We start from the raw sequence: 14039 nt of genomic DNA, 5'->3' as shown, positions 1-14039 counted from the left end.
GCGAAAACGAAACCGCCGCCGATGGAGATCACCGGCGGCGGAACATCATTCGGAAGGAAAGTGGGGCGTGCGGCTATTCCGCCGCGACGCGATAGGCGGCCTGCTCATCGTCGGGATCGGTTGTCGCCGGAGCATCGTCGAAGGTGTCGGGCAGATCGTCCCCGCCTTCGAACGGACCGAGACCGTCACCTTCAGCGGCGGGGCGGCCACCGCCCGGAGCGCCTTCACCAGTATCTCCACCCGTCTCCGTATCGACCGCGGCGCCCTCAACGGGCGCGTCGAGGCCATCCTCTGCGGCGTCAACCTGGGCTTCCTCGTCGTCGAGGGTGTCGGCATGCTTGATCAGATCGGCGACATCATTCGGATCGGGCGCGAAAAGCGCCAACGAATGAACGAAATGACCTTCCTTGAAGTGGTCGACCAGGGCCGCACGGGTTTCCCGCACCTTCTGGCGGGGGAGCACATTGGCCTCCTTCGCCGCCGCTTCCAGTGCCTGCCGCGACAGGCACAACAGGAAATCTTCCGAGCCCATGTTCGTGAGATACCCGTCGGCGCCGATGGCTTCACCGGCGATGCGGGAAACGACACCGCTGTTCGACATGCCGCGCCTGCACGACAGGACGTCGATCAACATGGAGCGGGCGGCGACGCGCACCGTCTCCGTATCGAAGGCGAGCTTTCCGTCCTGGGAAAACAGACGTGCGGCATGGCGCCGGAAACGCTTCGGTCCGAACACGGCGTCGTTGGAGCCAGAGTCGACGCGGACATTCTGGCCGGCAAAAGCGAGAACGAGCAAGGCCATGAGCATGTCGTCCTCGATCGGCGCGCGGCCGAGCGCCTCGTGCAGGGCGTCGGTGCGGAAAGCACCGATCATGTCATGGCCCTTCTGCGTGACGTCGGGACGCGGCTTCGGCGTGTCGATGATCCTGCCGTCATGGACATCGCCCTGCCCGCCTGTCGCGGAGACGCCGGACTTGCCCTTCGCTTGCCTGTCCTCCGGCATGCGGAAAGCAACTGACTGCACCTTGCCGTCGCGGTCGAGATACATGGCCACATGGTCGGACTTCGAAGGCTTGCCGTAAACGCGTTCGGCCTTCTTCGGCAGTTCCGGTTGACCCCAGTTGTTGACCTCGACGATCGAGCCCTTCTTCGGAAGGTTGTTGGTCATCCATTCCTGCTGGGCGCCAAGGAAAGCCTCGACATTGGTGGTATAGCGCGTGTCTTCGTCAGCCGGCGAAAACAGGTCCTCTACCCACTCGATGCCGTAGGCGGCGGCGAGATCGTCACCGAAGCTCGCATCCTTCGCATACATGCGCGTCTTCGAGAGCGCCCGGGAGATATTGTACCAGTCCGCCCGCTCGTTCTTCTTCGGCTTGTGCGCCTTCCACACCTCTTTCTGTTCGTCGAGCGAGGCTGCGGCGATGGTGCGGAGCTGCTGCTCGTTCGGCATGTCACCGAGCGCCATATGGTCGAGCATGGCCGGCAGCACATTGGCGAGTAGCCTGAGTTTCCTGATCTGGCGAACCGGCAGGGCGAGCGCAACGCCGATCCCTTCCTCCGTCCAGCCCAGCGCAACGAGCCGTTCTATGCCGCGCCACTGGTCCACCCCGTTGAGAGGTTCTCTCGCGATGTTCTCGACCATCGAACGCATGGCACCGTTATCGTTGGCCGCCTCGCGGACGATCACCTCGATTTCCTCGAGGCCGGCGACGATCGCCTGCCGGACACGGCGATGGCCAGCCTGGATGATATAGCCGTTCCCACCATCCGTCTGCGGCGATACGATGGGCGGCTGGATGATGCCGACCGCCTTCACCGTCGCCAGAAGCAGTGCGTCGGCCTGCGGCGACGATTTGGAACGGCGCGCGTCGTCGGGATTGTCCTTCAGCGCGCGGGGATCGAGTTTGAGGATCTGCATGGGATTTGCTCCTTCCGGGGTTTCGGAACCGGCACATCGCCGGCTCTTGTCCGCCTTCAGTTCTTTCCGAAGACATCTCCCGGACCGCAGGGCGGGCAGACCGGCGCAACTGCGCCCGAGCGGCCCTGCCGGTCAGGGCGAGCGGGGCGAAGCCTTGCGAGAACGACCGGCAGGGATGAGGAGGGGGCGGTTGAGCGCCAGCGGCGACGGGTCGACCGGTCTGCGAAAGGGTTTTCTCCTTGCTTTCCTCCTCTTACTTTTTCAGACGGGTGAGGGAAACGCGAGGCAGCACGGACAATCGAAGGCGCCTGCAGGTTCTGCCTGGCCCATGGTGTAGGGATTTATCCCCTCTCGGATTCGTCGTTGATATCCGTCTCCATGCCGGGCATGGTGGCCGATAAAGAGCGGACATCCTTAGCTGTGACCGTGCTGTCCTTGCACTCCACCACATACTGAAGGCGCAAAGCCGGGCTGAATTACCGGGCAGGCGGGATCGGCTTTATTGCTCAGGTGCAGGAAGACGTCGGAACCACTTGACCTTGCCTGTCTGCGTATCCGTATCACTGCTAGTGGGGTTTTATCAGCGATTGTTTCGCAGCCCATGTTTCATATTCCCGGAGGAAGTCCTCGACTACCGACCACTGCGGATATTTGCTCCGCAAGAGTTCATCGTGCTGGTCCACGCACGGTGACTCTCGCATAGCACTTTGCCGGAATGACTCGAGGGCGCTGTGGCGCATCAGGGCCAGGCATTCAGGCGACGACAGATCGCGTGGCAGATGTTCCAGCAAGCCGCTGACGATGATCACCCAATTGTTGACGACAAACGGACGACCAGCCTCTTCCACCTGAGCTGTGATCTCCTCCAACATCGACAGCAGCGCGACAAACCGCACGGGCCAGGCTTCGGCAAGGAATTGCGGCGCCATCATCTCGATCGTCCCGCGAATTTCCTCGGGTAGTGCGTCGCAGAAGCCGAGTTTCGAATATTCTATCCACGCCATTGACTGATCCTGGCATCCTTGACAGCAGATTTCCGCTCTCCGTTGAGGCGCTCCTGCGTTGCCCATCCTTATCCTTCGAGAGCGAGACAGGGCAAGGTCAGAAGCCACGTCAGAAACGTGCTAAGCGGCAATTTCCTCGGCCTCGGCATCACCGCGCGCAGACTTCGCCAGCGCCTCCTCGACCTCACGCAACTTCTGGCGCTTCTCAGCCAGTTCGTCGGCAAAGGCGAAGGTGCCACCCTGACGCGACTGGTAGGAGGAAAGCCGCCGCTGGTACTCATCCAACCTCAGGCGATAACGTTCCTGCTCCTCTTCGAACCCGCCGAGTGCATGCTCGAGGCGGGAGATGGCCCCAAGCGGCGTGACGGTCACCGGCAGATCGATCTCATAATCCGCGCCGGTGCGCTGAAGCAGGGTCTGGTAGTGGTAGTTGTCACCCCGGCCGAAGCGCTCGCCTTCATAGGTGATATCAAAGCCGCCGATCGACGCGATGTGAACCTCGCCCTCTTGTCCGAGCTGGACGAGGGTGAGGATCTCCTTCATCAACGCCCGACCGGCATCCTTCCGCTCCGTGTATGGCTTGCCCATCACGGTCATGGTGAAGGCATCGCCGGAGGTCGGAACCAGCCGTTCGATGTCCTGGCCGATTTCGCCGATACGGCGGTTTGCCGTCTCGATCTCACGCTCGGCATCGCGAAGCTGCCGGCGCACGGCGAACAGGTCGTCGTCATGGGCGGCGCGCAGGCGCTCAAGTCGGGCAATATCGGCTTCCAGGCCCGCTTTCTGCATCAGGCGCTCGTCACCACTGGCAATCGCCTTGGCCATGGCGAACTGGTTCGCCTGACCTTCGTTCAGATCTTCGAGCCGGCGGATGGAGGTATCGCCAGAGAGTGCCGCGGCGATGAACCGGGCCTTGCGCTCGTTCTGCTGCCACATCGTCGCGTCGAGGCTTCCCTGCGTGGCGTAAGCATAGATATCGACCTCGTCGTGCTGGTTGCCCTGACGCACGATGCGGCCCTCCCGCTGCTCGATCTGCGACGGCAACCACGGCACATCGAGATGATGCAGGGCCTTCAGGCGAAGCTGGGCGTTGACGCCGGTGCCCATCGTTTCGGAACTGCCGATCAGGAAGCGGACCTTGCCGGCGCGGACGTCGCCGAACAGGCGCTGCTTCGCCTCGGTCTTCTTGTAATCCTGCATGAAGGCGATTTCGGTCGCCGGCACGCCCATGCGGATCAATTCGTCGCGGATCCATCGATAAGCCGAGAAGCCACGGGTCTTCTCGACATTGATCGTGCCAAGATCGGAAAAGATCATCTGCGCGGCGCCGGGCAGGTCGTAGGCTTTGCCGTCCGGGCGCAGATAGCTGTTCTCCGAAGTTTCCTTCCAGATACGGAAGGCATTGCGGACGAGGAGATTGAGCTTGTTCTCCGCCTCGTCATCCATGGCCGGCATGACCAGGCGGAGGTCGATCGCGGCATGGCGGCCGTCGGTAATGACGGACAGCAGGATGTCGTCACCGGGCTGCACCGGCCCCTCGCGCATCTCGATCGCCTTGATGCGGGTTTCGAGGATCTGCTGGTAGGCTTTGAAGGCAGGCGTTGGCGCGGCGGTCAGGATTTGCCGCTTGCCCGTCGCGATCTCCGGCACCCTGACGTGCGCTTTAAGATCCTCCGGCATCACCACGTCGGCGAAGGCCCGAAACATAGCAATCAGTTCGGGGACGTTGACGAAACTGGCGAAGCGGCTGACCGGCTTGTATTTGCCGGATGGCTGAAGCTCCAGTTCGGTGCGTTCATCCCCGAAATTGCTCGCCCAGGCGTCGAACTCGTGAAGCCCGCGCTCACGCAAGGCCTCGTAGCCGAGCAGGCGCTGGATCGAAAACATCTCGCCGAGCGTGTTGGTGATCGGGGTGCCGGAGGCAAGCACGAGCGGCCGGCCCGGATTCTTCGTCTCGATGTAACGGGATTTCACATAGAGGTCCCAGGCCTTCTGCGAACCGTTTGGATCGATGCCCTTCAGCGTCGACATATTGGTTGCGAAGCTGAGTTTTCGGAACTCCTGCGCCTCGTCGACGACGATCTGGTCGACGCCGATTTCAGAGATGGTCAGAAGATCGTCCTTGCGGGTGGAGAGAGATTCCAGCCGCTCCTGCAAGGCCTCTTTCAGCCGCTCGAGCCGCTTGCGGGAGACCCGGTCCTCGTCTTCAACTTTGGTCAGCAGGTCCTCGTAGAGCTGCAGCTCGTCGTGGATCATCTGTTGTTCGAAGGCGGATGGCACGCCGATGAACCTGAACGCGGAGTGCGTGATGATGATCGCATCCCAGACAGCCGTCGCAGCCCGCGACAGGAAACGTTGACGCTTGTCTTTGGTGAAGTTGGTCTCATCGGCGACGAGGATGTTCGCCGAGGGATAGAGCGCCAGGAACTCGCGTGCCGCCTGTGCGAGGCAGTGGCCGGGAACGACCAGCATCGCCTTGGCGATCAGGCCCAACCTCCGCTGCTCCATGATGGCGGCTGCCATCGTCATCGTCTTGCCGGCACCCACGGCATGGGCGAGATAGGTGGAGCCGGAGGAGATGATCCGCCAGATGCCGCGTTTCTGATGCCCATAAAGAACGAAGGCGCCAGAGGCGCCGGGTAAATTCAGATGGGAGCCGTCGAATTTGCGCGGCGCGATGTTGTTGAAGCGGTCATTATAGACCCGCGCCAACCGGTCGGTGCGATCAGGGTCTGACCAGACCCAATTCTGGAACGCCTCCTTCATCCGCTGCAGCTTGTCGCGGGCCGCTTCCGTGTCGACGACATTCAGCACCCGGCGCTCGCCGTCGGCGTCCTTGAAGGTGTCGAAGATCTGCGGCACGCGGCTGTTCAGCGCATCTGCCAGAAGTTCGCCGGCATGGCGGCGGCTGGTGCCCCATTCGGAGGTGCCTGCGGCAGTGTAACCAAGCTGCCGGGCCTCGACCGTCCATGATCCAAGCTCCGGCATATGATGGATGCGGATGTCTGTCCCCATTATCTCCTTGACGAAGGCGACGACATCGGACGCCGGGATCCACGGCGCACCGAGGCGTGCGGTGATATCGGCCGGACGCAGATCGGCCGGCTGAACCTCCTGAAGTGCCGCGACATTACGCTCGAAAGCAGGATCCAGCGCAGCGGCGGCCTCCGCGGCCGCAAGCTTGGTGCGGACCGGGCCGGAGAGGTAGGCGTCGGACGTTTGCCACGAACCGTCGGTCGGATCGCGGAAGATGGCCTCGCCGAGGTCGGCGATCACCACCTCCGGATCGCGGTGCAGCAGCTCGGCGATGTGGTCGACATCGACGCGGCCGCGCTCGTTGAGCACGACCGCCAGTGCATCAGCGGCGCTGGTGATAACCGGCGCGGCAGGCGGCGAGATCACCCGTTCGGAAAAGATCGGCCCCGGTCTGGCCGTATCCGTTTCGAGGTCGTAGTCCTCGATGGAAGCGACCAGCCAGCAATCGGGATCGTCGAGGAAGGGCTGAAGGTTCGGTCGGCGGTGGCTTTCCCGGACCTCGCCGGTTTCCTCGTCCTCCGAGATCGAAACCGTCGTGTGGTTGATCGGACCGAAGTCGCGGACGAACGACGACCAGGCAATGCGCAGGCGGACCTGCATATCCCTCCAGGGATGGTCCTGCTCCTGCGCTTTCAGCACCTCGCGCACCGCATCCCTAACCGGGATCAGCTTGCTGATGATGCGGACGTGCTTTTCCGTCAGACCTTCGCCAGTGCGACCCTTGCGCACCTTGATCTGGACCGGCGAACCGTCGACCATCTGCATCAGGCCGTGCCTGGTGTCGATGAAGAAGCTGCCTTCACGAACCTTCTCGTTTCTGGGCCGAAGATCAACGATCTCCCCGAGCTCCTCCTCCAGGTCGATGTCGATCTTGGTCGGCTCGCCGTCGTAAAGGTCTTCCGGAAGGAGAGAGATGACGGCCTTCAGTGCCGTTTCGAGCTCGACGCCGGCGCGAGCGCGGCAGGTATAAGTCTCGCCGAAGGGGCCTGACGTCAGCGCGTGGGCGCCGAGCACGAAGCCGGGATGTTCGGCGAACCAGCGATTGACGCGGATAGCGCCTTCGTCCTCTGTCGCCGGACGTACTTCCTCCAGATCGAGCCACGACAGGTCGCCCTCCGGCTCGGCGACCTTGCGCTTGCGGAAAAACAGGATGTCGACCACGACGTTCGTACCGGCGTCCCGGCGGAAGCTGCCTTCGGGCAGGCGGATGGCCGCGATCAGGTCGGCGGACCTGGCGATATGCTCCCTGGCTGTCGCGTCGGCCTTGTCCATCGTGCCGGAACTGGTGACGAAGGCCGCAAAGGCGCCGGGCTTCAAAAGGTCGATCGACCGGGCAATGAAATAATCATGCAGCCTGAGACCAAGCGAGCGATATTGCCGGTCGGAGCGCACGGTGCGATCGGAAAACGGTGGATTGCCGATGGCGAGATCGTAGATCGGCGAGAGATCGGTTCGCGCGAAATCCCCTTCGATAATCCGCGCTTTCGGTTGAAGCAGCCGCACGATGCGCGCCGTGAGCGGATCGAGCTCGACGCCGGTGACATAGCTGTTGTCGCGATACACCCTCGGCATCAGCGCCGGAAACAGGCCCGTGCCGATGCCCGGTTCCAGCACGCGACCACCGCGCCAGCCCAAGCGCAGCAATCCGGACCAGATCGCGCGAACGATGAGCTCCGGCGTGAAATGCGCATACTGCGTGCAACGCGACAGGCTGGAATAGTCGCTCTCCGAGACGGCACTTTCGAGCGAACGGGCGAGATCGTCCCAGCTGTCCCGAAACTCTACTTCACCCGGACGGCGAAACATGCCGTTGGCCAGCTCGGAGGCGCCGAAGCCGGTGAAGCGGATCAATCGCTTCTGATGCTCGCGCGTGACCGGAATGTTGTGCCGCTCGATCTCGTTCGCGGTCAAAATGGCCGCCACGTTCAATCTGGCGCGTTCCTTCCAGGACGCAGCAAGGCCGCGATCCTCGCCGACATCGAAATAGAAGTTTGCACGGTCGCCCTGCCGGCGTGGTGCTGACCTCTGGGGCAGCGCGATCGGCAGCGCCGGTGCGGGCGCCGGCGGCGTCGGATCGGGATCGTCGTCATTCGCAGGTTCGGGGGCCGTCTCGGGTGCAAAATCACCGAAGGCCGTGACGCCAAGGCCGAGCCCGGACGACAGGGCTGTATTCCCGAACATGTCGAGGGTGCCAGACGGATCAAGCGAAAATGGATCGTTGGACATGAAAATGCTCTCCTTGGAAAAGTGGCGAGCGCCATCGTTCCGCTGGAGATGAGCCTCTGGGCGGGGCGGTCGCGAAGTTGTTGGAAGGGTGCGGCAAACGCCGCGTCAGCGGCGGATCAGGCTGATGGATATGGACGCGTCGTCCATCACGATCTGCAGATGCGTCGCGTCGGGCTGAGCCGGGACGAGCTTTTCGAGTTCGACGGCGTCGATGAATTCGACCCCGTCATCGCCACCGAAATATCGTCGCTTGTAATGCCAGTAATCCGGATTGGTCTTCGGATCGCACTCCTCGGCATAGATGACGAGCGGACGCTGTCCCTCGGCGAGTTGCCCGTTCGAGAGAACATATACGCTCTCGTCACCGACCAGCCACAGGCCGGCTCTGGCCTCGGCTTCAGGGGATATTCCCTGATACGGAAGGCGAAATCCGCCGTTTGCGGCCGCGTCGGCCCGACCGCGGGCGAGCACAGCGCCGATGTCGGTGAGGGAGAAGGTGAACATGCCGCTCTCCCTCACGCTGCGATCGCGTCGGGCAGGTAACGCAGATGGACCGGCAGCTTCGCCGCGACCTCCGCGTCGGTCAGATCCTCCAGCACCTTGAGCGTGGTGCCGCCTGGTCTGGCGAAGAACATCACCGTGCGCTTGCCACGATCATCCTCTGGCCAACGCTCGCCGGCATAGCCGCGATAGTCGTCAGCCGTGCTGCTCCAGATGTGCTCCAGACGCTCCTCGCGCGTCATCGCCCGGACAGGACGGGATTCACGCTCGATGATCGCCGTGCGCATGCGCTGGGGCGAGCCCTTGTCGGCGAGGTCGCAATAACCGTGGAAGTGCCGGATTCGCCCGTCGATCGACAGCGTGAAAAAGATGCTGGTGATCGAGCCGGTGAGGAATTCGCGCATCGCGAACATCTCACCCCGCATCCAGAGGGGCGGCAGGATCTCGAACATGTAATCGTGGCAAGCCTCCCCGATCTCGAACCATTCGCCGCGATAAAGCGCACTGTCGTCGCACTCCCATCGGTTCGGGCGCTGCGCATGACGGTCGAACATGCGGAACATCTGGCGGCGATCGGCGATGCCCTGATAGACTTTACGGATGGGAGAGAGGTTCATGAGCGGGCTCCTTTCAGCCTCGTCGGGCTGAAGCGCGGCTCATCTTGGCGATGACTCCATCTTCTCTTCAGCCCTTCCTGACCCCTCCCCCGCGGCCGCCTCTCCGTCCGGTCGGGTCAAGGGCCGGCTTCAGCCGGGCGAAGCTTCACCCTTGACGCGGCCGGCGGGCATGCGGCAGGCCTCCCCTACCCACCCTTCTTTCCTTTTCTTCTCCTTTTCTCTCCTGCAATGCGTCGTTCCAGTCCTCAGCCGGCGGCGTCAGGCGGAACCAGTCGCAGCCGGCATCTTCTGCGATGTCGCGCAGGCGGCCGGCAAAGGCCTCGCCCTGACTGTTGGCATCCGTGGCGGCGACGAGCTGCGCGCCGGGGCGCGCGGCGAGCACGCGAACCGCGGCTTCTGTCGTCGGCGACCATCCCCCGCCTGTGCTGAGATAGAGGCTTCCCTCTCGCATTCCTTCGAACGCGGCCAGGCTCATGGCGTCGATCGCCGCCTCGGTGACGCAGAGGCGTGAGGCGTCGAGGGCGCCGAACCGGAACAGAACCTTTGACCCTCCTGTCGAGAAGCCACGCCAGTCGGGGCCGCGCTCCTCCCAGCCGGTGACGCCGCCATCGGCATCAACATGGGCGGCCCACATGCTGCCGTAGGGACCTTCCCGCAGCACATCGCTTTGGAGGGCGGCACGGATGATGGTCTCCGGCAGGCAGCGTTCAGCACGCAGATAGCGCCACGTCATCGACCCTCGCCAAGGCTTGCGGCGTTTTGCCCACCGCTCGGGGATGGTCGCGGCCGGAACGGGATCTCGAGCTTTTCGGGTCCACACCGGCTCTTTGGCGACAAAATCGACCAATGCGGCGACCTGGTCGAGCGCTTCGACGAAGGACACTCCTTCGAGATGCGCGGCGAGACTGAAGACGTCGCCTTTCGCGTCGGACAGGGGATCGAACCAACCCCGCCCGTCATGGATGACGATGACGATTTCCGCACCGCGCCGATATTTGACCGCCTTGCGGGTGCTCTCCTTCACGTCGACCGCAAAGCCGGACTGCTCCAACACGACGCCGCAGAGAACACGGTCCCGCAAGTCTTCCAGTTCTTTTTTCTCCATGCTTTCTGTCGGCGCTCGCACGTCCGCCCTTCTTGTCCGTTTCCTTTCTCCCCGCAGTTTGCGGGACCCCTTTCCGGCGGCCCGCGAAGAGCAAAGGGGGCAAGGGCGCGGCCGGCAAGGTGCAGATCTGCACCTTGCCGAGCTGGCCGTGCCAGCCGCGGCGAAGCTTCCCTTGCCGCCTGCCGCTCGCAAGCGGCACCTAAAAAGGGGAAAGCCGGCTCAATGAGCCGGCCCGTATTCGAAGGGATCGAATTCGGCGATGGTCTCGACCTCGCCGTCATCGAGTTCGTCGCTCGGGAGAACGCCAAACTCGTTTCCGGACCTGAAGAGCGTGACCGGGACCATCAGAGTGCGGGCAAGTGCGAATGCGTGGCGTTGAGCGAGTGCAAGATCCTGTGCCATGTGAGAAACCTCCGTCCGGAGCGGGCCGATCCCGCTCGATGGCTCCTCGAAGGACCGGGGACGGTCGCGATCACCGCGAAGGCGAAGCCGAGCGGCGGCAGCTTGCTAGCCGACCCTCAACGGGTTGATCGACGGAGATCCGGACCTGGTCCAGGACGCCATCCATAAAGAGCGGGGTTGGTTTGCTTCGGAGGGCCAGGCGGTTTTTCCGGCACAGATCTTTCACCGGTTCCGCAGCGACAGCCACGACCCGGCGTTCTTTCCATCACGCGCCATGCAGGTGTTTAGCGGCGACCGGCGCTTTCCTGATCGGCAATCGCCTTGACGACCTCGAAGTCCATCTCGGCATGCGGTTCGATGCGGGCGACTTCGCTGGCAACCTTGGCCCAATGCCAGTATTCACCGACATTACCTTGCGCTCGGCTGCGGGCGGCTCTTCGCTGCGCCTCGTAATAGGCACCAACCGGGTCCGTTGCGGCAAGCCGCCTAGCATCTGCCCGCCAACGGCGGCGGATAGCTCGCCGATGTTCGATCCTGCCGTAAGAATCCAATCACCACCAACTCACCTTTGCATCTTGATGCAGGCTGCTTAGCTCGACACGAAATGCTGTGATGAGTCACGACACCAAAGACGTGTTATGACTCATCATCAAAAACGTTTATTAAATCATCACCTTGAACGTGTATTGAGTCGACGTTCAAAACGCGCATATAAACGACATCAAAAACGTGCAATGATGCAGGCATTGCCTTATGAGACGCGGCATTGTGAGTTTGCGCAAGAACACCGAGGTCGTGAGAACCAAAATGGCTACACCAAATGAAAAGTTGGCTGACGCCCTGCAAGCCCTCAAAACATTGCAGGATGGCGGGCGTCGAATATTCAAGTCCGACGAGTTCAGCCGACTACACCGAGAGCGCCTTACACGGAGCGGATTTCTCCAAGAAGTCATCCGCGGATGGCAAATGTCAACGGGACCCCAGTCCCAAGACGGCGACACAACCCTTTGGTACGCTTCATTCTGGGAGTTCTGCTCCCTCTACTGCAACGACCGCTTTGGACGGGAATGGCATCTGTCACCGGAACAATCGATGCTACTCCACGCAGAAGCAACTGCGATTCCGCCCCAGGTGATTGTCAACAGCCCAAAGGCAATGGGCAACAATTTATCACTGCTTTTTGGCACATCCATCTACGATCTCAAGACCAAGCAAATGCCACCGCGCGAGGATCTTGTCGAGAAAAACGGATTGAGGTTCTATACTGCGGACGCCGCCCTGGTAAAAGTTGCTGAAGCGTTTTTCAAAAGATCACCTATCGAAGCCCAGATCGTGCTGAACTCCATGCGCGATGTGCCGGGTGTCCTCGGTCGATTACTCGACGGAGGGCATTCGGCCGTGGCAGGCCGTCTGGCCGGGGCGTTTCGGCGCATAGGAAAAGGCGAGTTCGCCGACGATATCTTGAAAACGATGAAAGGCGCGATGTACGACGTTAGAGAGACCGACCCGTTCGATCAAAACCAGCGAGTATCCACCTTAGCTGTCGGTGGATCTCCCATTGTGGCGCGTCTCAATGCTATATGGGAAAGCCAGCGTCAGGCGGTCCTCGATGTTTTTCCTGCTGCACCCGGACTTCCCTCGGACACCGTCGCTTTCATGAAATCGGTCGAGGACATATACAAGAACGACGCATACCATTCACTTTCGATCGAAGGGTACAGCGTTACTCCGGAACTCATTGATCGCGTGCGCGCTGGTACGTGGGATCCGGATGTGGATCAGCAGGATAGGCAAAACCGGGACGCCCTGGCAGCACGCGGTTATTGGCAGGCATTTCAGAGCGTGAAGGAATCTGTTGCGGAGATTCTCCGCGGTGCACCGGCTGGAGCCGTTATCCGTAAGCAACATAGGGATTGGTACCGCGAACTGTTCGGTCCCTCCGTAGCCGCAGGTATCCTGAAACCCAGCGCCCTCGCGGGCTATCGAAACCACCCTGTATATCTCCGCGGATCATGGCATGTACCACCGCGTTCCGAAGCAGTTCCGGATGGAATGGAGACCCTGTTCGATCTACTGGAGAAGGAAAGCGAGCCGGCGGTTAGGGCAGTCCTTGGCCATTGGTTGATAGGCTATGTTCATCCCTATCCTGACGGCAACGGACGGATGGCGCGCTTCCTGATGAATGCCATGTTCGCCTCGGGTGGTTTTCCATGGGCAGTGGTTAGGGTTGAGGATCGGTCAACTTATTTGGCCGGCCTCGAACAGGCGAGCGTCCATATGAACGTCAAACCGTTCGCGGAATTCATCGCCGAGCGCACCTCTTGGTCGATGAGTAAGGAACTCTAAAATCATCGATCGCCTTGACAGGATTCGAACCACCGACCCGTTCGCCCGCCCCTAAAATCAGCGAACGCTTCGGCTCTTGATTTACTGATTGTCGATAGGTGATCCTTGAGCGCAGCGTTTGGGACGTTTTGCTCGACCCAACGGTTTTGTGAAGACGCTAATCAGGTCGTTTTCAGCGGCGACGCTGGCCGTGGAGCGGGTCGGCTAAAGCGTCCAGCCGCTTGCCGAGGCGCGGCGCATTTTGATAGTCGCCGTGAATGTCTGAACTCGCATAAGGGAACGGTCCTTCCACTTCCGGCCATGGACCACGCACGGCTTGCCGACCGTCGAAGTCTAGGTTCGGTATGTCCCTGGGAATATGATGTCCTGATCTACAAGAACGTTGAACCTGTAGCCGGGCCGAATCTTCAGTGTTGGCTGGACATTGAAATTGCGACTGATTGTTTGCTCCGCGAGGCGACCGAAGCTCTCCGCGAAATTCCGCCTTGCCGCATCTGATGCCGTATCCGGGGCTCTGTGGTCATTTCTACATTAATACACGCTAAGGGCATTTTGCAGGTGACGGGAAACACATGATTTCCGCTCACCGTGATCGCGGGGCAAACTGGCCACGCAATAGGGCCATTTTTTGCGCGACAAACCCTGTCGGAATGTTAGGCTGTGCGGCAACACCTGATTTGAGGTTTGTCGCACATGTTGATCGGTTACATGCGGGTATCGAGTAGTGACGAGCGCCAGTCGGTTGCCTTGCAGCGCGATGCCCTGCTCGCGGCCGGGGTCGATGAGCGCCATCTCCATCAGGATCGCGCTTCCGGAGCGCGTGATGACCGGCCGGGTCTGAAGGCATGCCTCGGCGAATTGCGCGAAGGCGATGTCCTGGTCGT

At 61.5% G+C, this 14039-nt stretch carries 10 protein-coding genes and 1 pseudogene; 2 read left to right on the top strand and 9 right to left on the bottom strand.

Annotated features, from left to right (window positions below; all coding sequences use genetic code 11):
* Positions 1–73: 73 nt before the first annotated feature.
* The 8 genes from CRO48_RS28260 to CRO48_RS28220 all read right to left on the bottom strand — a co-directional run bounded on the left by CRO48_RS28260 (position 74) and on the right by CRO48_RS28220 (position 11360).
* Positions 74–1918: a ParB/RepB/Spo0J family partition protein gene (locus CRO48_RS28260; protein ID WP_097143028.1), complete on the bottom strand. Its 1845-nt coding sequence runs from the start codon at positions 1916–1918 to the stop codon at positions 74–76.
* A 566-nt stretch (positions 1919–2484) separates the two neighbouring features.
* Positions 2485–2922, bottom strand: coding sequence for a hypothetical protein (locus CRO48_RS28255; RefSeq protein WP_097143027.1), 438 nt, complete (start codon positions 2920–2922; stop codon positions 2485–2487).
* Positions 2923–3042: 120 nt separating this feature from the next.
* Positions 3043–8184: a DEAD/DEAH box helicase family protein gene (locus CRO48_RS28250; RefSeq protein WP_097143026.1), complete on the bottom strand. Its 5142-nt coding sequence runs from the start codon at positions 8182–8184 to the stop codon at positions 3043–3045.
* Between the two features lie 105 nt (positions 8185–8289).
* On the bottom strand, positions 8290–8688 hold the full coding sequence (locus tag CRO48_RS28245) for a DUF3085 domain-containing protein (RefSeq protein ID WP_097143025.1): 399 nt from the start codon (positions 8686–8688) through the stop codon (positions 8290–8292).
* Positions 8689–8699: 11 nt separating this feature from the next.
* Positions 8700–9302 (bottom strand): DUF1419 domain-containing protein, encoded by a 603-nt coding sequence (locus CRO48_RS28240; protein ID WP_064334936.1) that lies wholly within the window; start codon positions 9300–9302, stop codon positions 8700–8702.
* A 145-nt stretch (positions 9303–9447) separates the two neighbouring features.
* Positions 9448–10407, bottom strand: a complete 960-nt coding sequence (locus tag CRO48_RS28235; protein ID WP_097143024.1) for a DUF3991 and toprim domain-containing protein — start codon at positions 10405–10407, stop codon at positions 9448–9450.
* Positions 10408–10626: 219 nt separating this feature from the next.
* Positions 10627–10809, bottom strand: a complete 183-nt coding sequence (locus CRO48_RS28230) for a hypothetical protein (RefSeq protein ID WP_003501420.1) — start codon at positions 10807–10809, stop codon at positions 10627–10629.
* A gap of 284 nt (positions 10810–11093) precedes the next feature.
* The gene (locus CRO48_RS28220) at positions 11094–11360 is read right to left on the bottom strand and encodes a hypothetical protein (RefSeq protein ID WP_245337580.1); all 267 of its coding nucleotides are present in this window, start codon (positions 11358–11360) and stop codon (positions 11094–11096) included.
* Between the two features lie 202 nt (positions 11361–11562).
* On the opposite strand from CRO48_RS28220, the gene CRO48_RS28215 reads away from it, so the two are divergent.
* A complete protein-coding gene (locus CRO48_RS28215; RefSeq protein ID WP_245423699.1) occupies positions 11563–13155 on the top strand; it encodes a Fic family protein in 1593 nt (530 codons plus the stop codon).
* Between the two features lie 333 nt (positions 13156–13488).
* Here CRO48_RS28215 and CRO48_RS28210 read toward each other — a convergent pair.
* Positions 13489–13662, bottom strand: a pseudogene (locus CRO48_RS28210) (TrbI/VirB10 family protein); the annotation flags it as partial.
* 186 nt (positions 13663–13848) lie between these two features.
* Here CRO48_RS28210 and CRO48_RS28205 point away from each other — a divergent pair.
* Positions 13849–14039, top strand: a 191-nt coding sequence (locus CRO48_RS28205; RefSeq protein WP_176526928.1) for a recombinase family protein, incomplete at its 3' end; no start/stop codon positions are given.

It is taken from the genome of Rhizobium subbaraonis (assembly GCF_900220975.1).
Taxonomy (GTDB): domain Bacteria; phylum Pseudomonadota; class Alphaproteobacteria; order Rhizobiales; family Rhizobiaceae; genus Mycoplana; species Mycoplana subbaraonis.
The sequence above is the reverse complement of the archived record's forward strand: the minus strand, read 5'-3'. Positions and strand labels throughout refer to the sequence as shown.

Coding starts and splice junctions, on each gene's coding strand:
- CRO48_RS28235 (WP_097143024.1), bottom strand. CDS start 10,407: ATGGAGAAAAAAGAACTGGAAGACTTGCGGGACCGTGTTCTCTGCGGC.
- CRO48_RS28230 (WP_003501420.1), bottom strand. CDS start 10,809: ATGGCACAGGATCTTGCACTCGCTCAACGCCACGCATTCGCACTTGCC.
- CRO48_RS28260 (WP_097143028.1), bottom strand. CDS start 1,918: ATGCAGATCCTCAAACTCGATCCCCGCGCGCTGAAGGACAATCCCGAC.
- CRO48_RS28240 (WP_064334936.1), bottom strand. CDS start 9,302: ATGAACCTCTCTCCCATCCGTAAAGTCTATCAGGGCATCGCCGATCGC.
- CRO48_RS28255 (WP_097143027.1), bottom strand. CDS start 2,922: ATGGCGTGGATAGAATATTCGAAACTCGGCTTCTGCGACGCACTACCC.
- CRO48_RS28250 (WP_097143026.1), bottom strand. CDS start 8,184: ATGTCCAACGATCCATTTTCGCTTGATCCGTCTGGCACCCTCGACATG.
- CRO48_RS28215 (WP_245423699.1), top strand. CDS start 11,563: ATGAGACGCGGCATTGTGAGTTTGCGCAAGAACACCGAGGTCGTGAGA.
- CRO48_RS28245 (WP_097143025.1), bottom strand. CDS start 8,688: ATGTTCACCTTCTCCCTCACCGACATCGGCGCTGTGCTCGCCCGCGGT.